The organism is Candidatus Devosia phytovorans (genome assembly GCA_029202405.1).
Lineage (GTDB): Bacteria > Pseudomonadota > Alphaproteobacteria > Rhizobiales > Devosiaceae > Devosia > Devosia phytovorans.
In genome coordinates this window covers 4,155,352-4,175,036 of the sequence record CP119312.1, presented here as the reverse complement: position 1 = coordinate 4,175,036, position 19,685 = coordinate 4,155,352, and the positions used below count along the sequence as shown (strand labels likewise).

20 protein-coding genes and 1 tRNA gene are annotated in these 19,685 nt (G+C 62.7%); 8 read left to right on the top strand and 13 right to left on the bottom strand.

What is annotated here, in order from left to right; genetic code table 11:
• Nucleotides 1-120 precede the first annotated feature (120 nt).
• Complete coding sequence (locus tag P0Y65_20535; protein ID WEK04530.1) at nt 121-672, top strand: outer membrane beta-barrel protein; 552 nt, start codon at nt 121-123, stop codon at nt 670-672.
• 90 nt (nt 673-762) lie between these two features.
• Here the strand turns inward: P0Y65_20535 and P0Y65_20530 are convergent, their stop codons facing one another.
• From P0Y65_20530 to P0Y65_20515, 4 genes are all read right to left on the bottom strand, one after another.
• On the bottom strand, nt 763-1,656 hold the full coding sequence (locus P0Y65_20530) for an SDR family oxidoreductase (protein WEK04529.1): 894 nt from the start codon (nt 1,654-1,656) through the stop codon (nt 763-765).
• A gap of 96 nt (nt 1,657-1,752) precedes the next feature.
• Nucleotides 1,753-1,836: transfer RNA gene (locus P0Y65_20525), tRNA-Leu, on the bottom strand.
• Between the two features lie 28 nt (nt 1,837-1,864).
• Nucleotides 1,865-2,173 (bottom strand): AzlD domain-containing protein, encoded by a 309-nt coding sequence (locus P0Y65_20520; GenBank protein ID WEK04528.1) that lies wholly within the window; start codon nt 2,171-2,173, stop codon nt 1,865-1,867.
• On the bottom strand, nt 2,163-2,882 hold the full coding sequence (locus P0Y65_20515; protein ID WEK04527.1) for an AzlC family ABC transporter permease: 720 nt from the start codon (nt 2,880-2,882) through the stop codon (nt 2,163-2,165). The genes P0Y65_20520 and P0Y65_20515 overlap by 11 nt, the downstream gene beginning before the upstream one ends.
• A gap of 337 nt (nt 2,883-3,219) precedes the next feature.
• Here P0Y65_20515 and P0Y65_20510 point away from each other — a divergent pair, with 337 nt between their 5' ends.
• On the top strand, nt 3,220-4,521 hold the full coding sequence (locus P0Y65_20510) for an MATE family efflux transporter (GenBank protein WEK04526.1): 1,302 nt from the start codon (nt 3,220-3,222) through the stop codon (nt 4,519-4,521).
• Between the two features lie 55 nt (nt 4,522-4,576).
• Here the strand turns inward: P0Y65_20510 and P0Y65_20505 are convergent, their stop codons facing one another.
• Entirely contained in the window at nt 4,577-4,990 is a 414-nt protein-coding gene (locus P0Y65_20505; protein WEK04525.1) for a helix-turn-helix domain-containing protein, read from the bottom strand.
• 76 nt (nt 4,991-5,066) lie between these two features.
• The gene (locus P0Y65_20500) at nt 5,067-5,636 is read right to left on the bottom strand and encodes a DJ-1/PfpI family protein (protein WEK04524.1); all 570 of its coding nucleotides are present in this window, start codon (nt 5,634-5,636) and stop codon (nt 5,067-5,069) included.
• Between the two features lie 159 nt (nt 5,637-5,795).
• Here P0Y65_20500 and P0Y65_20495 point away from each other — a divergent pair, with 159 nt between their 5' ends.
• Both P0Y65_20495 and P0Y65_20490 read left to right on the top strand, forming a co-directional pair.
• Nucleotides 5,796-6,956: a D-alanyl-D-alanine carboxypeptidase gene (locus P0Y65_20495; GenBank protein ID WEK04523.1), complete on the top strand. Its 1,161-nt coding sequence runs from the start codon at nt 5,796-5,798 to the stop codon at nt 6,954-6,956.
• Between the two features lie 198 nt (nt 6,957-7,154).
• Complete coding sequence (locus tag P0Y65_20490; protein ID WEK04522.1) at nt 7,155-7,835, top strand: porin family protein; 681 nt, start codon at nt 7,155-7,157, stop codon at nt 7,833-7,835.
• A 269-nt stretch (nt 7,836-8,104) separates the two neighbouring features.
• On the opposite strand, the gene cysG is transcribed toward P0Y65_20490, so the two are convergent.
• From cysG to P0Y65_20455, 7 genes are all read right to left on the bottom strand, one after another.
• The gene (cysG, locus tag P0Y65_20485) at nt 8,105-9,541 is read right to left on the bottom strand and encodes a siroheme synthase CysG (protein ID WEK04521.1); all 1,437 of its coding nucleotides are present in this window, start codon (nt 9,539-9,541) and stop codon (nt 8,105-8,107) included.
• Nucleotides 9,542-9,563: 22 nt separating this feature from the next.
• The gene (locus tag P0Y65_20480) at nt 9,564-10,418 is read right to left on the bottom strand and encodes a formate/nitrite transporter family protein (GenBank protein ID WEK04520.1); all 855 of its coding nucleotides are present in this window, start codon (nt 10,416-10,418) and stop codon (nt 9,564-9,566) included.
• A gap of 33 nt (nt 10,419-10,451) precedes the next feature.
• Entirely contained in the window at nt 10,452-10,802 is a 351-nt protein-coding gene (gene nirD, locus P0Y65_20475) for a nitrite reductase small subunit NirD (protein WEK04519.1), read from the bottom strand.
• A 5-nt stretch (nt 10,803-10,807) separates the two neighbouring features.
• The gene (gene nirB / locus P0Y65_20470) at nt 10,808-13,252 is read right to left on the bottom strand and encodes a nitrite reductase large subunit NirB (GenBank protein ID WEK04518.1); all 2,445 of its coding nucleotides are present in this window, start codon (nt 13,250-13,252) and stop codon (nt 10,808-10,810) included.
• A gap of 328 nt (nt 13,253-13,580) precedes the next feature.
• On the bottom strand, nt 13,581-14,801 hold the full coding sequence (locus P0Y65_20465) for a CmpA/NrtA family ABC transporter substrate-binding protein (protein WEK04517.1): 1,221 nt from the start codon (nt 14,799-14,801) through the stop codon (nt 13,581-13,583).
• Between the two features lie 9 nt (nt 14,802-14,810).
• Nucleotides 14,811-15,398 (bottom strand): ANTAR domain-containing protein, encoded by a 588-nt coding sequence (locus P0Y65_20460; GenBank protein ID WEK04516.1) that lies wholly within the window; start codon nt 15,396-15,398, stop codon nt 14,811-14,813.
• A gap of 226 nt (nt 15,399-15,624) precedes the next feature.
• Nucleotides 15,625-16,533, bottom strand: coding sequence for an AraC family transcriptional regulator (locus tag P0Y65_20455; protein WEK04515.1), 909 nt, complete (start codon nt 16,531-16,533; stop codon nt 15,625-15,627).
• Between the two features lie 94 nt (nt 16,534-16,627).
• Here P0Y65_20455 and P0Y65_20450 point away from each other — a divergent pair, with 94 nt between their 5' ends.
• The 4 genes from P0Y65_20450 to P0Y65_20435 all read left to right on the top strand — a co-directional run bounded on the left by P0Y65_20450 (nt 16,628) and on the right by P0Y65_20435 (nt 19,684).
• Nucleotides 16,628-17,374, top strand: coding sequence for an SDR family oxidoreductase (locus P0Y65_20450; GenBank protein WEK04514.1), 747 nt, complete (start codon nt 16,628-16,630; stop codon nt 17,372-17,374).
• A 666-nt stretch (nt 17,375-18,040) separates the two neighbouring features.
• Nucleotides 18,041-18,562 carry a hypothetical protein gene (locus tag P0Y65_20445; protein WEK04513.1) on the top strand — a complete coding sequence of 174 codons (522 nt, stop codon included), beginning with the start codon at nt 18,041-18,043 and terminating at the stop codon, nt 18,560-18,562.
• Nucleotides 18,562-19,122, top strand: a complete 561-nt coding sequence (locus tag P0Y65_20440) for a hypothetical protein (GenBank protein WEK04512.1) — start codon at nt 18,562-18,564, stop codon at nt 19,120-19,122. Before P0Y65_20445 ends, P0Y65_20440 begins: the two co-directional genes overlap by 1 nt.
• On the top strand, nt 19,112-19,684 hold the full coding sequence (locus P0Y65_20435; protein WEK04511.1) for a hypothetical protein: 573 nt from the start codon (nt 19,112-19,114) through the stop codon (nt 19,682-19,684). Before P0Y65_20440 ends, P0Y65_20435 begins: the two co-directional genes overlap by 11 nt.
• Nucleotide 19,685: the final 1 nt, after the last annotated feature.

Genomic DNA, 19,685 nt, shown 5'->3' with positions numbered 1-19,685 from the left:
TGATTTTGTGCCACACCCCTGCCTGCAATGTCGGCCGGGTGCCCAAGTTTTAGCGTGAGCCCATTGATTCCGCTCCGAGCGGAGTGCAAATAGGAATCACCAAAACCAAAGGGGGCTTTCATGCTCGTTCGTTCGCTCGCTATCGGCGTTGCTGCCGTTGCTCTTCTCTCGTCCGCTGCCAACGCTGCTGACCTGATCATCCCGACCACTCCCGAGCCGATCTACGAAGCTGCCGGCTTCGATTGGGAAGGCCTCTATGCTGGTGCCCGTATCGGCGGCGTGTTCGCTGACGACGTTTCGGGTCTCGCAGTTGGTGGCGCTGTTGGCGTGAACTTCCTCCCGGCCGACGCTTTCCTGCTCGGCGTTGAAGCCACTGCTGACTACGTCTGGTCCGACGATTTTGAAGACTACGGCGATTTCTACGCCAACGTCCGCGCCGGTGCCATCGTGACCGACTCGGTCCTCGTCTACGCTCTCGCCGGTGTTGGCGTTGCTGCCGTTGATGGCGACTCGACTGGCGTCTACCAGCTCGGTGGCGGTGTTGAACTGGCCGTGACCGACTCGATCACCGTTCGCGGTGAAGTCGTTGGCCAGGGCGGCTTCGAAGACGACCTCGAAGACGACTTCTTCGACAACGCTAAGGCAACCGTCGGCGTGTTCTACCACTTCTAAGAACCGCTCCGCGTCAGCCTGACGCGAAAGGTTTGAAGGGCGGCAATCCATCCGGATTGCCGCCCTTCCCTTTTGTGCTGGTCGAGGTTGCTAGGCGACGCCCTTGCCGCCCGTGGCACCGAACACTTCGCCATTGATATAGCTGGCTTCCTGACTGGCCAGCAGCACATAGATCGGCGCCAGTTCGACCGGCTGGCCGGGCCGACCGAAGTCGCTGTCCTTGCCGAAATTTTCCACCTTCTCGTCCGGCTGACCGCCGCTCGGCTGCAGCACGGTCCAGAACGGTCCGGGCGCCACGATATTGGCGCGAATGCCCTTTTCGATCAGCTGCTTGGCCAGCGCCTTGGTATAGGCAACGATGCCTGCCTTGGTGGTGGCATAGTCGAGCAGGATCGGCGAGGGCTCGTAGGCCTGGATCGAGGCTGTGGTGATCACCGCTCCTCCCGGCGGCAAGTGAGGCGTCGCCGCCTGGGCGATCCAATGCAGCGCATAGAGATTGGTCTTGAGCGTTGCGTCGAAGTCCTCGGTCGTGACCTTGGACACATCCTCGCGAAACTGCTGGCGCGCCGCGTTGATGACCAGGATATCGAGCCCACCCAATTCCTTGACCGCCGTCTCGACCAATTGCCGGCAGAAGTCCTCCTCCTTGACGTCGCCCGGCAACGCCACGCCCTTGCGACCCTCGGCCTCGATCAGGGCGATGACCTCCCTGGCGTCGGCCTCTTCGCTCGGCAGGTAGCCGATGGCGACGTCGGCGCCCTCGCGCGCATAGGCGATGGCGGCGGCACGACCAATGCCCGAATCAGCGCCGGTAATCAGCGCCTTGCGGCCAATGAGCTTGCCCGAACCCTTGTAGCTTTCTTCGCCGTGATCCGGCTTTGGCTCCATGCGGGCCGCGATGCCGGGCGCCGATTGCTTCTGCTGCGGAAAGGGCGGGGCAGGATATTGCTTGCGCGGATCCTGCATGGTGAGGCGATCGGACATGGTCTGCTCCTTGTGAAAACGAGCAGGGCCAATGGTGAGTGCAGGACGACGGTTCCGCCCAATCAGCGGAGTCCATGTGCAGACTGTCAGGAAAACTGGTGCCCCCCGCCGGACTCGAACCGGCACGCCTTGCGGCGGAGGATTTTGAGTCCTCTGCGTCTACCATTCCGCCAGAGGGGCACGAGCAAGGTCTCTAGCGCAGGTCGCTTCAGGCTGCAAGCCAGAGCCGCGCCAGATAGACAACCAGAACGCCGGCAGCCATGGCCGCCAGTATATTGCGCGTAGCGAAATAGGCGACAGCCGTCGCCGCTGCGGCAACCACCTCGGCCGCCGTGCCGGTCGCTACCGCCGGGGCCACCAGCGATGCGAGGACCGCGCCCGGGATATGCTTGAGCCAGGCGGCAACAAAGCCGTGCTGCGGCAGGCGGTTGGCGAGCAGCAGTCCGCTCGCCTTGACCGCAAAAGTGACGGCCGCCATGCCGAAGATGGCGATCAGCGCTTCGGGACTAGTCCACATGGCGTACCTTGTCGGAAATGGCGCCAGCAAGGCTCCCTGCAATGCCGCCGATCAGAATATACCAGCTGCCGGGGATGAGCTTGGCCGAGATGATGGCGACCAGCGCCCCGACCAGCCAGGGCAGGAGATCGCCCTTGCCCTTCCACATGCCAAGCAGCAGGGCGAGGAATGTGGCGGTGAAGGCAAAGTCGAGACCATAGGTACGCGGATCGTCGATCGCCGAACCGAGGCTATGCCCGATCACCGAACTGGCCAACCAGCAGCTATATGTGAGAGCGCCCCCGCCGAGCAGAAAGGCTGCCGTGCCGCGCCCCTTGACGATCTCGCCCATGGTGATGGCCCAATTCTCGTCTGTAACGAGAAAAGTCGAGAGCACGCCCTTGATCTGCTCGCCCGGCCCGAACAATGGCCGCAGGGTCGCGGTCAGCAACAAATAACGCAGGTTGACGATCAACGCCGCCAGCACCAGCGGCCCGATGGGCAGGCTGGCGGGCGTCGCGCTCCACAGATCAAGCGCCACAAATTGCGCCGAGCCGGCAAACAATATGCCGCTCATCATGATGACTTCGAGCAGGGTCAACCCCGCCCCGCGCGCCAGCACACCCCAGACCACGCCATAGGCCGAAACCGAAATGACCACGGGAATGCAGGCGCGGGCGCCGGCGGCAAACTGGTCGGAAAAGCGATAGGTCGGCGCAACCATGGACATGGCACTCTCTCTATCTGCCAGCGCGGCATTCCGCATCGGCAAATCGGCAGGCGCGCCATGACAAGTGCTGATGGCATCTATTCTTTGCGCTGATTGACGCCCATCCTGGTCAGGCGTAATCCTCGCGACGTGTCATTTCCACGCCTCCAGCGCCCGTCCTGCCGGCATCCGAATCATCGGTTGTGAATAGGTCCCCGCAGTCATCAGGCTCCCCGCCTGCAGCTGCCCCCCGGGATCCGGGACGTGATGCGCATTGTTCGAGGTCCCACGGAGTTTTCGCATGAACCCGAAAACCAGGCCGCTCTGGCAAAGGTTCGTTGTCTTTCTGCTTCCCCTGATGGCTTCAAATATTCTGCAGGCGCTGTCGGGCACGCTCAATTCCATCTATGTCGGACAGTTGATCGGCGTTGAGGCGCTGGCTGCCATCGCCACCTTCTTCCCGATCCTGTTTTTCCTTTTGAGCTTCACCATCGGCCTTTCCGCCGGTTCGACCGTTCTGATCGGCCAGGCCTGGGGCGCGCGAAACATCGACAAGGTCAAGCAGGTGACCGGCACCACCATGGCCACCGCCATCATGCTGGGCCTGCTCGTGGCCGTGGTCGGCGGCATCTGGACCGAACAGATCCTCTCCATCCTCGGCGCGCCGGACAACATCATCCATATCGCCGTGGGCTATGCCCGCATCATGTTCGTCTGCATGCCGGCCTTCTTCATCTTCTTCGTGGCCACATCAGTGCTGCGCGGCGTTGGCGATACGATCACCCCGCTGTTCTCGCTGATCATGTCCATGCTGGTCGGCCTGGTGGTAACGCCGGCCCTGATCCTGGGCTGGTTCGGCCTGCCGCAGATCGGCGTCAATGCCGCTGCCGTCGCCACCATCGCCGGCTTCGTCACGGTCATCATCTTCCTCATCGTCTACATGCGCGCCCGCAACATGCCGCTGGCACCCGATCGCGTGCTGCTGACCGCCATCGTCCGCCCCGACATCAAATTGCTGGGTCTCATTCTCAAGCTCGGCGTGCCGGCGGGACTGCAGATGGTGATCTCGTCGGTCGCCGGCATTGTCGTGGTTGGTCTGGTCAACCGCTTCGGCTCCGACGCCACGGCCGCCTATGGCGCGCTGGGCCAAGTGATGAGCTATGTGCAGTTCCCCGCCATGTCGATCGGCATTGCCGCCTCGATCTTCGGGGCCCAGGCCATCGGCGCCGGCCAGATCAGCCAGCTTGGCGCCATCACCCGCACGGCCCTGATGCTCAACCTGATCATCACCGGATCGCTGGTGCTGCTGGCCTATATGTTCAGCCAGCACCTGGTAGCGCTTTTCATCACCGATCCGGCCGTGGTCGAACTGACCGAAAGCCTGCTGCATGTCGTGCTCTGGAGCATGATCTGCTTTGGCTGGAGCGTCATCTTCTCCGGCATCATGCGGGCCAGCGGCACGGTCTATGCGCCGATGGCCATAGCGCTCTCCTGCATCCTCTTGATCGAACTGCCCGGCGCCATCTGGCTCAGCCAGACCAGCCTCGGTCTCGTTGGCATCTGGGTCGCCTATGCCGCCAGCTTCGTGGCCATGCTGGTGCTGCAGGCAAGCTGGTATCAGTTCGTCTGGAAGAAAAAGAAGATAGTGGCCTTGGTCTGACGAAAAAGGCGGGCTCGGTTTCCCGGACCCGCCTTCTCATCCAAAGCATGCAAAACTACTGCGCGTAGGCGACCTTGCGCGGCTCCGCCGCGGCAACGGCATTCTCGCGGGCGTCGTAGACGTCACGGGCTTCGAGAATCGCCGTGTGGTGCTCGGCCGACCAGTCCCACAGCTTGCTGATCGGGCCATCCAGCGTCTTGCCCATTTCGGTCAGGCCATATTCGACGCGCGGCGGCACTTCGGGATAGATGGTGCGGGTGACCAGGCCATCGCGTTCGAGATTGCGCAGCGTCAGCGTCAGCATGCGCTGGCTGACGCCATTGATCATGCGCTTGAGCTCGTTGAAGCGCAGCGTGCCATTGCGGCCGAGCATGCCGACCACCATCACGCTCCACTTGTCGCCGATGCGATTGAGAACATCGCTCATGGCGTGGCAATTGGCGGACTTGGACGTATCGTGCAGGGACATGGCGGAACCTCGGCTTCTCAACTTGGTCACTTATATAGCCAAGGTTCCTTTCTGTGCCTAGGGTACAATCTGCACGTCAGCCCTGCGCATGCTCGGCGCCATACATGCCGATGTAGAAATCGAGATTGCCGTCGCGCAGGCCCAGCGCCTGCATCACTCCACCCATGAAACTGACCGGCGCGGTGCCGGGCGCGGTGATGATCTTGCCGGCGACAACCGCCTGGGGCTGGTCCTGATAGTGGGCCGCGCCGCGATAGCCCGTCTTAGGCAGGTTGTCGGCACTGTTGGATGTGTGGCTGACCGCATCGAGCAGGCCCGCCTTGGCCAAGGTCAGTGTGCCGTCGCAAATCCCGCCCACCACCTTGCCCGCATCGCGTGCTGCGACCAGCGCGGCAGAAATGTCGGGCGCATCCTCCCGGCTCCAGGCCTCGCCGCCATTGACCACCAGCGCATCGATCGCAGCAGTGTCGATATCCTCCACCGCCAGATCCGGCGACACCCTGAGCCCACCGGCCGACGTCACGGGCACACCGCCCGGCGTGGCAAACCTGGTCTCGATGCCATAGTGGCTGCGGGCCGCTGCATTGAGCAATGCGGTTTCCCAATCGGCATAGCCCTCGGTCAGAATGGTCACGATCGTGGTCATGGGTCTCTCTCCTTGTCTGCGATCCAGACTGTGGCGCATGGGCGACAGATCGTGTCAGCAGCGTTCACTTGGCCGTCACTGTGGCCCGCTTGCATTGAGATCGGCGCCCCGCGCTGTTAGAAGCGGCACGATTTCTTAATATCCCGGAGTCGTCCGCCCGTGCTGTTTGCCCGTCGTATCGCCATCGCCCTGATCCTGGCCCTGCTGAGCCTTGCGCCGGCGCGCGCCAATCCGATGCTGCTGGTCGATATGGACAATTTCAACGTGCTCTATGCCGATGAGGCTGGCCAGCCCTGGCATCCGGCATCCCTCACAAAGATGATGACCGCCTATGTCACCTTCGAGCAGATCGCGCTCGGCAAGGTCACCCTCGACACACCCGTGGTCATCTCGCAGAAGGCCTTCAACGAGGCGCCGTCAAAATCAGGCCTGCCCGTCGGCTCGGCGCTGACCATGAAGGACGCGCTCTATGTCATGCTGGTCAAATCGGCCAATGACGTCTCGGTAGCCATCGCCGAGACCGTGGCCGGCGACCAGGCAAGCTTTGTCACCCTGATGAATGACGCGGCCCAGCGCATGGGCATGACCGCCACGCATTATGCCAATGCCAACGGGCTGCACAACCCGGCCCAAGTCACCTCGGCCCGAGACATGGCCGTGCTCGCCCTCTATATCCGCCAGAGCTTTCCGCAATATCTGCCCATCTTCGGCACCGGCACCGTGGTGCTGAACGGCAAGACCCTCGAATCGGAAAACAAGCTGCTCGGCAGCTTTGCCGGCACCACCGGCATGAAGACCGGTTTCGTTTGCGCCTCGGGTCTCAACATGGTGGCCACCGTCGAACGCAATGGCCGCCACATGCTGGCCGTGGTGCTGGGTGGTTCCTCCGCCCGCGACCGCAACGAACGCGCCGCCGATCTCGTGCTCAAGGGCCTCAATGGCGCCGTCCAGCCAAATGGACAGACCGTGCTGAACCTCGCCAACAATGTTGGCGCCGCGCCCGTCGACATGCGCCCGCTGATTTGCGGCAAGGATGCCAAGACCTATGTAGCCGGCCAGGAAGCCGAATTTCCGCTCGGCCTCAAGGGCCAGCCATCCAACCTGATCGACACTGTGGTGCCCGCCTCCTATGCCGCAACGGACCTCGGCCGCATCGCCGTTGGCGTCAACCTGCCGCGCCCGCGCCCCGCACATATTCCGGTGTTCCCCGTGCCGGTCGATGAGGCCGCATTGACTGGTGATCTGCGTCCAGGTCTTGCGGGGCCAACCGCCAGCGACGCCACGCCATTCCCGCGACCGCGCCCGGCGACTTTTCAGTAGCCCCTGCCTGATCTCGGTCTTCTCTTAACGGCGCTGCTTCGGCAGCGCCGTTTTCGTTCCATGCAAGCCGACGCATTTGTGATCGCCAGCCATGCGCATCTGCATGGCGTTAACCTTGTTCCTTACCGCGCTGTTAAGGGCTTAGGTCGCATTTTCCCCTCAACCTTATCGATCCCTTAGTCTTGTGAGGACCTCTCCATGAAGCGCCTTGGCATTGTGCTTTCTGCTTCCCTTCTGGCTTCTGCCTCGGCTTACGCTGCTGACCTCAACTGGAACAGCGCGCCAAGCAATAACCTCTATTCGCCCAGCGCGGCTTCGTCCTGGTCGGGCTTCTACATCGGCGCCAACGGCGGCTTTGCCTGGGGCAACCATGAGACCCGTCCGATCACGGGCGGTGCCACCACCGAGAATAACTCTGGTGGCGGCGCTCTGGGCGCGACGGCCGGTTATAATCTCGACATGGGCGGCTTTGTGCTTGGCACGGAAGCCGATCTGCAGTGGGCAGCTATCGGCTATTCCGAAGATCTCGCCGGCGGCGGCGAGTTCAAGTCCGACATCGACTTTTTCGGTACCATCCGTGGCCGCGCCGGCATGACCTTTGGTCAGGTCATGCCCTATGTCACCGGTGGTTTTGCCGCTGGCCGTGGTACGACCAGCGAGCCCAATGGCGGCGGCGCCACGGTCTCGCAGTCGGCCACCCACATGGGCTGGACCATCGGCGCGGGCCTCGAAGCCCAGGCGACGTCCAACATCTCGCTCAAGGCCGAATATCTCTATGTCGACCTCGGCACCCAGGAATATGCCGGTCTACCAAGCGGCGGTCTCGACGTGACGCAGCGTTTCAGCGTCGTCCGCGCCGGCGTGAACTACAAGTTCTAGTCGACCGACCATTTCATTTTACAGGCGAGTGAATCCTTTTATCCTCGCGCCCATTTGGAATGAGCTTACAGGGCTTCGAGCTTCCCAGGACAATTGGGTTGCTTGGGGTCCTGAGCGTTTTTGCGGATACCTTTGTATCCACTGTGCCCCAGCTTCGACGCCTCTGAAATATCCTCTGGTGCCAAACAAGGGCGTCAGTGGTTCTGTGTCTGGTGCAGCCAGCAGTTGAGTCGAATTTTCTCCAGCTCTCCCGGGATACGTATCGAATGCTATGAAGCCCGCGCCACAGTTGTTTCGGCGCTGCCTGTCTTTCCGTTCCGCTTGAGCACGTCCCCCACCATGATCAAAACTGGGCCTGTCAGGGAAGCGCCCTCCAAAGTGGCTCCCATGTCATCGAGCGTGGTATAGGTCACGACCTCGTCCGGGCGGCTGATGTTGCTGGCGATGGCGACACAGGTCCGCGGCGGCATACCGTGGGCAATCAATTGTCCGGCGATGGCGGCGCCATTCTGGCCGGCCATGTAATAAACATGTGTAGTCGACGGGTCGCTCAGCGCGCGCCAGTCCAGCGTTTCCGGCAGGCCGCCATGGCGAGAATGGCCAGTGACGAAGCGCACCGACTGCGCGTAGTCGCGATGGGTGAGCGATATATTGAGGCTAGCCGCCAGCGCCATGGCCGCACTGATGCCCGGTACGACCTGCACCGGGATATTCTCGGCCTCGAGCGCCGCGATCTCTTCCCCGGCACGGCCGAAGATCATCGGATCGCCGGACTTGAGGCGCACGACATGGCGGCCCTGCTTTGCCAGCGAGATCATCATAGCATTGATCTCCTCCTGCTTGCAGCTGGGGCGGCCGCTCCGCTTGCCAACGAGGATGCGCTTGGCCTCGCGGCGCGCCAGCTCAAGCACATCGTCCGATACGAGGTCGTCGAACAGGATGACATCGGCAGCCTGCAGCGCGCGCACGGCCTTGATGGTGAGATATTCGGCATCGCCCGGACCGGCACCAACCAGGGTGACCTTGCCCGATTTCGCCTTCTTCGCCTCGCCCAGCCAGCGCGTGATGGCACCATCATTGGGTTGCTCGACGAAGGCCGCATCCGCCAGCCTTTCCCAAAAGGCTCGGCGCTCTGCCCCGTGGTCGAGCAAGACGGTGACTTTGTCGCGCAGGCTGCGGGCAATCTCGGCCCAGCCGGCCAGGGCTGGCGGCAACAGCATTTCAATGCGGCGGCGCACAGCCTGCCCGAGGATCGGCGCGGCGCCCGTGGTCGATATACCGACCACCAGAGGCGAGCGATTGACGATGGAGCCGAACTGGAAGCTGCAATATGCCGGCTTGTCGATGACATTGACCGGCACGCCCATGGCTTTGGCATGGGCAGCCAAAGCGGGTGCCTCGGCCTCCTCGCAATCGCCGACGGCCATGGCGAGCCCGCTCCAGTCCGCCTCCTCCCAGTGCGATTGAACAAGCACGATCCGGCCCGTATCGGCCAGCGCCTGCATTTGTGGATCGCAGGCACCCGGGGCATGGACGGTGACCCGGGCACCCGCGGCAACCAGCAATTCCGCTTTCCAGGCGGCGGCATCCGAGCCGCCGGCAACGATCACGGGCTTGTTGGTGAGCGTATAGAAGACCGGCAGCGTGGCCAGCTCGGCCATGCGAAGCGGGGCGGTCTCGGCACGATGGTCTGGCACGATATGCATGTCGGTCTCCTTGAGTATTGATTTATTCGGCAGGGACGACGCTGGCGTCGAGCTGCCCCTTCCGGACACTCACCTGGCGGCGTGGCGCGGTGCGGGAATGGGTGATGTAAAGCGTCAGGCCCACAAAGGTCAGGCCGCCGACCAGATTGCCGACCACGGTCGGAATCTCGTTCCAGATCAGATAGTCCATGATCGAGAAGTTGCCGCCCAGCATGAGGCCCGAGGGGAAGAGGAACATGTTCACGATGGAATGCTCGAAACCCATGTAGAAGAACAGCATGATAGGCATCCACATGCCGATGACCTTGCCCGAAACCGAGGTGGACATCATGGCGGCGACGACGCCGGTAGAGACCATCCAGTTGCAGAGCACCGCACGGATAAAGAGCGTCAGCATGCCGGCAGCGCCATGGGCGGCATAGCCCACGGTGCGGCCTTCCCCGATATGGCCGATCTTTTCGCCCACCGCATCGGGCGCCTGGCTGAAGCCGAAGGTGACGATGATGGCCATCATCAGCGCTACGGTCAAAGCGCCGGCGAAATTGCCGGTAAAGACCAAACCCCAGTTGCGCAGCACACCCTTGAAGGTGACGCCGGGGCGCTTGTCGATGAGGGCAAGGGGAACGAGAGTGAAGACGCCGGTGAGCAGGTCAAACCCCATCAGATAGAGCAGGATGAAGCCAACGGGGAAGAGGACGGCACCCAGCAGGGGCTGGCCGGTCTGGGTGGTGATGGTAATGGCAAAGGCGGCCGCCAGCGCCAATATGGCTCCGGCCATGAAGGCGCGGATCAGGGTGTCGCGCGTCGACATGAAGACCTTGGCCTCACCGGCGTCGATCATTTTGGTGACGAAGTCCTTGGGGGCTACATAGTCCATTGGAAGTCTCCGGTTTGGATTGCTGCTGAGGGATCAGGCGGCCGTGGCGGCCGCGAGAATGGTGGCGTCGATGAAAAGGCGTCCGTTTTCGGAGCGCATCGGATAGGTGCGGACAGCGCCCTCGTCGGCGCCCTGGGCGGTGCCGGTTTCGAGCGAAAACACCCAATTGTGCAGCGGACAGGTGACCTGGACGCCATGGACGATACCCTGGCTCAAAGGGCCGCCCTTGTGCGGGCACTTGTCGTCGATCGCATAGACGTCGTCAGTGGCGGTGCGGAAAACCGCCACCTTGCCGAGCGGGGTGGTGATGCAGCGGGCGCCGCGGCGCGGCACATCGCTGAGAGCGCCGATTTCGATCCAGTTGATGGGGGACATGTGGGTCATGATGCCTACTCCGCCGCTTCGAGCATGGCGAACTCGGCCATGGCGGCGAATTCATGGGCGTCCTTGCCGTTGACGCGCTCTTCCCACGGATCGACCTGGGCGAATTGCTGGGAAAAAACGAAGCGGTCGAACAGCGCCCTGCGCCGCGTCGCATCCTCGATCACGGCCTCCTTGATCGAGGGAATACCGACGCGCTTCATCCACTTGTAGATGCGTTCGAGATAGCGACCCTGTTCGCGGTAGAGCTGGGTGAGGGCCGCGATGATCCCGATGGTTTCGTCCTCGGTTTTCGCATGCCCGAGCACTTCGGTGCCCCGGATATCGAGGCCGGCAGCGCCACCGAAATGGATTTCGTAGCCACTATCGACGCAGATCACGCCGATGTCCTTGCAGGTGGCCTCGGCGCAATTGCGCGGGCAGCCGGAGACGGCGAGCTTGAGCTTGGCCGGGGTCCACGAGCCCCACATGAATTTTTCGATGCGAATGCCCAGGCCGGTGGAATCCTGGGTGCCGAAGCGGCACCAGTCGGAGCCGACGCAGGTCTTGACCGTTCGCAGCCCCTTGGCGTAGGCGGCGCCCGATACCATTCCGGCGGCATTGAGGTCGGCCCAGACGGCGGGCAGGTCTTCCTTCTTGACGCCCAGCAGATCGATGCGCTGGCCGCCGGTGACCTTGATCGTGGGCACCTCGAACTTTTCCGCCACATCGGCAATGGCGCGCAGTTCCTTGACATTGGTGATGCCGCCGAACATGCGCGGCACGACCGAATAGGTGCCGTCTTTCTGGATATTGGCGTGGACGCGCTCGTTGATGTAACGGCTCTGGCCATCATCCTCATATGCGCCCGGCCAGCTGGCGATGAGATAGTAATTGAGCGCCGGCCGGCACTTGGCGCAACCGCAGGAGGTCTTCCAGCCCAGCTCCTGCATCACGGCGGGAATTGAGGTCAGATCCTGTGCGACGATCAGCCGGCGGACTTCGTCATGGCCGAGCGCGGTGCAATTGCACATCGGCTGGATGGCGGCAGGGTTATAGGCATCGCCAAGCGTTGCCATGATCAGCTTCTCGACCAGCCCGGTGCAGGAGCCGCAGGAGGCGGACGCCTTGGTATGGGCGCGCACATCGTCGAGCGAGGTCAGGCCCCGGGCGGTGATCGTCTCGGTGATCTTGCCCTTGCAGACGCCGTTGCAGCCGCAGATTTCAGCATCGGCCGGCAGTGCTGCCACCGCAGCCAGCGGATCTGCCACTGCACCACCGCCATAGGACTGGCCATAGATCAGCGTGTCGCGCAGCTGGGTGATATCGGTGCCGCGTTTGATGAGGTCGAAGAACCAGGCGCCGTCGCCGGTATCGCCATAGAGCACCGTGCCGATGACCTTGTTGCCGGCGAGGACGACGCGCTTGTAGATGCCCGAGGCGGCATTGCGCAGTACGATCTCCTCGCGCCCCTCGCCTTCAGCGAAATCACCCGCCGAATAGAGGCTGACGCCGGTGACCTTGAGCTGGGTGGCGGTCTTGGGGGCAGAAAAGGCAGCAGCCGCCCCGGTCAGCGTTTTTGCTGCCACCTTGGCCATGTCATAGAGCGGGGCGACGAGGCCATAGACGGCACCGTCGTGCTCGACACATTCGCCCAGCGCCAGAATATCCGGGTCGGAAGTGCGCATGGCGGCATCGACGACGACACCGCGCTGCACTTCGATGCCGGCGTCGGTGGCGAGGCGCGTTTCGGGACGAATGCCGGCGGCCATAACGACGAGATCGGCTTCGTAGATCGTGCCATCCTCGAGCAGCACAGCCTCGACTCGATCAATGCCGAGAATAGCTTTGGTATGCGCGCGGCAATGCACCTTGATGCCGCGGCTGGTGAGTTCTCGCTCCAGCAGATATCCTGCTGCCGGATCGAGCTGGCGATCCATCAGGTGCCCGGCCAGGTGCAACACGGTCACGCTCATGCCGCGCCCGCGCAGGGCCGCGGCGGCCTCAAGTCCCAGCAGGCCACCACCGATCACCACGGCCCGGCTGCCCGGACGATCGGCTGCGGTGAGCATCGCATTGACGTCGTCGAGATCGCGGAAGGCACGCACACCGGGCAGGTCGCGGCCGGCGACGGGAAGGATGAAGGGGGCCGAGCCGGTGGCCACGACCAGCTTGTCGTAAGGGGTTTCAACGCCATTGGCGAAGACAGTCCTGGACTGCCGGTCGATCTTGGTAACGGCATGGCCGAAGCGGGTATCGACACCATTGGCCGTGTACCAGGCGGCGTCATGGGTTACTATGTCCTCATAGGCCTTCTCGCCGGCGAGCACAGGCGAAAGCATGATGCGGTTGTAATTGCCGCGCGGTTCGGCGCCGAACAGGGTCACCTCATAGCCGTGGTCGGTTTCAAACAGATGCTCGAGCATGCAGCCCGAGGCCATGCCGGCGCCGATGATGACGAGTTTTTGAGCCATTGGGTCGTCTGCTTTCCTGCTGGCGGATGCTTGCCTATCCGCGGGCCAAAAACGAAAACGCCGCCAACCGTCACGACCGTCTGCCCCTTGGGGAGACCTGTCTTGATGGTTGGCGGCGTTGCCAGATGTGTTGGCGCCCGTCATTGGACGCCGGAAGTCATTGCGCCGAAGCGCTTGTCACAGACATTGCAGGAAACGTGCCAGATTGCCGATGCTTCGGAAAATCCAGCAAAATCAGGTCATTCGCATATTTCGAGTCATGCGGCGCAATGACGAAAAATCGCCGATTACGCACAAGCCTGCGGCTGATTGCTCAATCCATGAGCAATCAGCGCTTCTGGCTCGCGATATAATCATCGAGGTGATCGAGGTCGAATTGCATGCCATCGAAGAACCCGTCGGGGCCAAGGGTCAACGTGCCGCCGGCGGCGCCGACAATGGTGGGTTCGGTGAGCGCGCCTTCGATCTTGGCATTGGCCGAGGGCACGGCAATCCCCTGCCCGGCCAGCGCTGCGCGGAACAGATCCGGGCGATAGCTGGCTCGCGCTTTGGCGGCATTTTCAGGCGTATGCTCGACCTGCCCCCAGCGCACCATCTGGGAATAGAACCACATGGCGTGGCTGACCCAGGGAAAATTGGCGGCGCGCAGGAAGGGCACGAAGAATTCGTCGACCTGGCACTCTTCGTCCGACCCGATCAGCAAGTTTCCCGATAGCGGGCGCAGCAACAGCTCGGCAGGCAGTCCGAGCCGGTCGTCACGCGACAGGAGCTCGGCCAGGGCCGGCGCATTGTCAGGATCGCCGCACCAGCGGGCGGCGCGGGTCAGGGCGCGAATGAGGGCTGCAAGCTGCTCGGGATAGCGATTGGCCCATTGCACGCGGGTGCCCAGCACCTTTTCCGGGCTCAGCCGCCAGATTGCGGACTTGGTGGTGACGATGCGGCCGATACCCCGGGCGACAGCCACCGAACCCCATGGCTCGCCAACGCAGTAGGCGTCCGTGCGGTGCGACGCCAAGGCATCGGGCTGGAAAGATGGCGGCACGACCATAATCTCTATGTCGCGATCCGGATCGACACCCGAGGCCGCCAGCCAGTAGCGCAATTCGTAATTGTGCCCGCTTTCGCGATGCACCACGCCAAAACGCAGGCGCGGCAGGCCCTGTTCTGCCCGGCGCGAAATCACCTTCCGCAGCGCGACGCCTGAGCCTGAGGCCGAGCCATCGGCCGGTGCCCCGGCGGCCGCCATGTCGTCCCAGAGCGCGTTGGACACGGTAATGGCATTGCCACCGAGCCCCAGTGCCATAGGGGCAATCAGCGGCGCATCGAGCGGGGTGAGGCCCAGATTGGCACTGAGCGGCATCGGCCCCAGCATATGGGCGGCATCGAAATGGCCGATGGCCACGCGATCGCGGATATTGGCCCAGGATGTTTCGCGCACCAGCTTGAGCGACAGCCCTTCGGCCTCGGCAAAGCCTTTTTCCTGCGCCGCGATCAGCACGGCGCTGTCGAGCAGCGGCGCAAAGCCAAGAGTGATCTGCGTCAGCCCCATGCGCGTCTCCTATGGCCCGAGCAGTTCGGACGCCGTCACCAGGCTCTGGGCGATTTCGGCGATCTTGCGGTTCTGGTTCATGGCGGCACTGCGCAGCAGACCATAGGCTTGTTCTTCCGAAATGCCCTTGGACGTCATGAGAATGCCTTTTGCCTTGTCCACGACCTTGCGTCCCTGCAGTTCTGAGCGTGCAGCGTCCAGCTCGTCCTGCATGCGCGAAAAGGCGCGAAAGCGCAGGATGGCCATGTCGAGAATGGGTTTGACGCGGTCCTTGCGCAATCCATCGACCACATAGGCTGAAACGCCCGCATCCACCGCGGCTTCGATGGAGCTGAGGTCCGCCTTGTCGACAAACATTGCGATGGGGCGCTTTAGGCTGCGCGAGAGCGCGAAGAAATGCTCGAGCACGTCGCGGTTGGGGTTTTCAAGATCGATGATGACGACATCGGGCGCGATGGCGCCGATCTTCTTAGCTACGTCCTCGATATCGACCATGACCTGCACGCGTTGATGCCCGGCCTCGCGCAATCCCGCCTCGATGATCGAGGCGCGTATGGCATTGTCATCGATGACAAGGATAGAGAGCGCGTCGGACATGCGGCTTTATCGCCGGGAACATGCCGCTGGGCAACCAGGTATGCGTTGGTGACTTCACGCAAGTTGGCGATCGGATGATAAAACTTCTAAGATGCGCCCCATTTCGGCCGCTTGAGGAGCTTTCACGAATTCCAAAAAGCGGACATGGGCGCGGCGCCAGGCGAGTGGCGGTTCGGGAAGGAAGCCAGACGGTGCGCTTTTAAACTATGGCCCGCGACGCAAGACGTCACACTCCAGTGGTCTGTTCAGCTCGACCATAGAGGCTGGGTGGCAAGCCTGTGAATTTTGAGAAGGCCACGCTAAAGGCACTGGCCGAGCCATAACCGACGCGCCTCGCGATTTCCTTGATGCCACCGTCCCGACGCCGCAGCATGTCCTTGGCCAGAGCCATGCGCCAGGACAGCAGATATTCCATCGGGGCCATGCCCGTCTGCTTCTGGAAACGGTCGAAGAATACAGAGCGCGACAGGGTCGCCGCACGCGCCAGTTCGTCCACAGTCCAGGTCCGCGACGGCGCCTCGTGCAGGAGACGAATGGCGGGGCCGAGTTGCCTGTCCGCCAGGCCGCGCAGCAGGCCGGGGGTTTCAAGGCCGGCGGCATCGGACCGAAGCGCCTCGATCAGCAGCAGTTGGAGGAGGCGCTCGAGCACGATGCCCTTTGCGGCCCGTTCCGCCTTCGACTCTTCGCGGATCATCCGGACAAGATTGGTGAGACGGGCCTGGCCGCGGATCAGCAACAGGCAAGGCAGCAGTGCGAAGACCAGCGTTGTGTCAGGCGTTCCAAAGGCAAGCCGGCCGATCAGGACACGCATATTGGGCTGCCCTGATGGATCACCGAGGCGCGTTTCGTCGCCCAGGCTTGTGACCCGCAACGGATCTTCGCCATCGTCCGGCGCGTCATCGCTGGTCATGGCGAAGGTGTAGGCCGCGGGGATGAGGACGAAGTCATCCGCTTCCAGCCGGATATCGGACTGTCCATTCATGGACAGCCGGGTCGAGCCTTCCAGAATGACAGCGAAGAAGGGGCTGCCATCTCTGGCGCCGTCTACCCGCCAATGGCCGGACCCGCTCGCCATCTTGGAGAAGGGCAAGCTCGGCTGTAGCATGGATACAATTTCGGCAAGCGGATCGATCATCCGGACGATCTCTAATGCAATCAGGATAACGCATTATAGAAGGTCCGGCACAGGTAGTCCACATAAGCGTGGTATCCACGCAAAGGACATTTCCATGAAAACCGTTCTCATCACCGGCTGCTCCTCCGGCTTCGGTCTCGACACCGCCAGGCACTTCCTCGAACAGGGCTGGAAGGTCGTGGCCACCATGCGGTCACCGAAGCCAGAGCTTTTCCCGGCATCCGACAATCTGGTCCTGCTGCCGCTGGACGTTACCAGCGACGACAGCGTTCGCAGCGCCGTCGAGGCCGCCGGTCCAATCGACGTGTTGGTCAACAATGCCGGCATCGGCTGGCTCAATGCGCTCGAGGGAACACCGATCGATGTTGCCCAGTCTATCTTCGAGACCAATACCATCGGCACCATGCGCATGGTCCGTGCGGTCCTGCCGCAGTTCCGCGAGCGCGGCGCCGGGCTCATCATCAACGTGACATCGAGCGTCACCATGAAGCCGCTGCCCCTGCTGTCGGTCTATACGGCCAGCAAGGCTGCTGTGAACGCTTTGACGGAGTCCCTCGCCCTCGAACTGGCCCCGCTGGGGATCGCGGTCAAGATCGTCCTCCCCGGCGCGGCCCCCGATACAAGCTTTGGCAGCAACGCCATGGCCTTGCTGAACGCCAATGGTGGCTTCCCAGAAGCCTATTCGGGTTTTGCCAATAGCGTCATCTCCGCCATGCGCACGCCGGGCGCGCCCAAGACGCTGTCGTCGGATGTCGTCGACGCCGTCTGGCGGGCGGCGACCGATCCGTCAGCGCCGATGCGCATCCCTGCCGGTGCCGACGCGGTGGCCCTCGAACAGTAGAAAAATCGTCTCTGGCGCGGTCTTCAGCGATTGCGCCAGAGAGGTTCTCAGCCGCAGTCCGCCGAAACCCTCGCTATGGCCGTGTACGAGCCTGTCGCGCCCAATCGCTGTAGCTCCAGAAATTCCGGCCCGGCGCTCGCCCCTGTCTTGACGAAGGCCAGTTCCATGGTGTCGCGAGCCCGCTGAGCCGTCCGCGCCCATTGCCGTGCGACCGGCCCACGGATGAGCACCGAGCTTCCATCGAGATGGACACGCCACCAGAAGCGGAGGCATAAAATGGCACTCACTGCCTGCCCCCAAATGCAGTCAGCAGATCTCTGACAAGGCCTATGCTGTCCGGACTGTGGCTATCCGGTTTCGCCGGTCGCAAAGCGTAACTTTGGTTGGTGCGGCGTCGCCCATACCTGGCTCACCACGTCGGCGCTCCAGGGTGTTATCGCCTTTATCGCCCTTGCCGCGGTGGCGATCGTGTGGATCCTGAAGAACTAGGCGGCGCTGCGAAATCGTCAAAGCCGCCCTTCTTGCAATCGGTCGAGGCGTGAGGAATGCTGACATGGCACAATCACGGCCGACCACATCGGGACGATCCGCAGTTTGACAAGACCACCTCCACAAAAAACGCCCAAGGCATGGCGTACCAGGCTTCTGACGGCCGTAGGCGCATTGATGGCGGCCGCCGTCTCCCTCGGCTACTCCGTCTATCAGCAGAGCATCGGCAGCATTGTCCCCAGGGTCGAGGTCGCCACGCCCGTCGAGGCCGGGCGGTGGACGGTGGCGATATTGGGCAGCAGTTTTGGCTCGACCCTGCCGAACGGACTGACTGTCGCTCCTGACAAGAGGGCGATCATCGTCGATATGACGCTGGAGAATATCTCGTCCGAAAGCTCCAACCTTTATGGCGACCTCATCGTTCTCGCCAATGTCGCCGACGCGCCAAAACCGCAGTATTATCTTGTGCGTGACCACGCCATCCTGTGGGATCTGCAGCCCAGAATGCCCGAAACGGTGGCGGCCGTCTGGGAGGTTCCGGCCGCTATGGATCGACCGGAGGGTCTGGAAATTCATATCGAAGGCTCATTCTTCAAGCCGCGAGACAATCTCTATGCCGCGCCCGGCTGGTTTCCGGCGGGTGTCGTCGCGAAAATGGATCTGCCGCTTACAGATGAGCCGGCGGGGAGTACGCCCTGATGCGACATATCCTGCGGATTTCCGCGGTGCTCGCGATGGCAGTGGTGCTGGCCACATTGCAGACCACGACCCCGCCCTATGCCATGCTGACTGGGCCGATACGGACGGGTGAGGCTGCCTCAGAAACAGTCGCGGGCAAGACATTCAGTCTCGACGTGGGTGACATCGCCAAGGCGCGAATCATTGCCTATGACCAGTTTGGCAAGGCGGTCGAGCTGGAGAGTTCGGGCGTCTGGATCGTGGTTTCGGCAGAACTGCGCGGCTTCGTGCAGACTATGCCCATTCGCGCGGCGACCATCGTTGGCGCCTCGGGCCGGCTCTATCGTCAATCGGAACGGGCCGGAGGCGCGCCAAACATCCTCTCGCTCAAAACCCTGCAGCCGGGCCTGCCGACGACGGGGCTCTTCATCTTCGAGCTGCCCGAGGACGAGACCGCCGAGATGACGCTGCGGGTCTCCGAGCAATATGATCCACAGCTCCAGGACGAGATTGCCGTGTCGCTCGCCTCTGACGCCACCGCGCCGCAGGAACGACTTGAGATTGGCCCCAATGGTATCTGACCGCGAAAGAAAGATCTGGTGGCTGTCGCTGGCCAGTGTACCGATCCTTGCCGCCATTGCCGTCGGCATCAACACCGCGCGGAATTTTGGCGAGTACCGGCATGGCATCGAAACCGAAATTGTGCAGGGATCGCCCGAGCTCGACTATGCCGGCGCGACCTGGAGCCTTGAGCAGACCCGGATGATCGGCGACGGCCGCGACACCGAGGTCCGCTTTCCCGGCGAGATGCGGCTGGTCATCGTTCGCATGGCGGCCAGGGCCACGCAGGACATCGGCGAAGGCTGGGGACAATGCGAGGTCAGCCTGGGCGATGGAACGGGCCGTCGCTGGCTGCCGCTCGATGTCATCCTTTCCAGCGATATCAGTCGCGACCTCGATCCCAACGCAGAGCCGCTCGATGGCTGCGGCATTGCCTCGCTCAACCCGCCGCAAAAGGACCAGGCGACGACGATCGAGGAAAAATTCGTGGTTCCGGCAGAGGCCGTGCCGGCATTGTCCGTCCGGCTTAGCACCGGCAGTTTGCGACCGACTGCGATCGCTTTCCCGCTGGGTCTAGACTGAC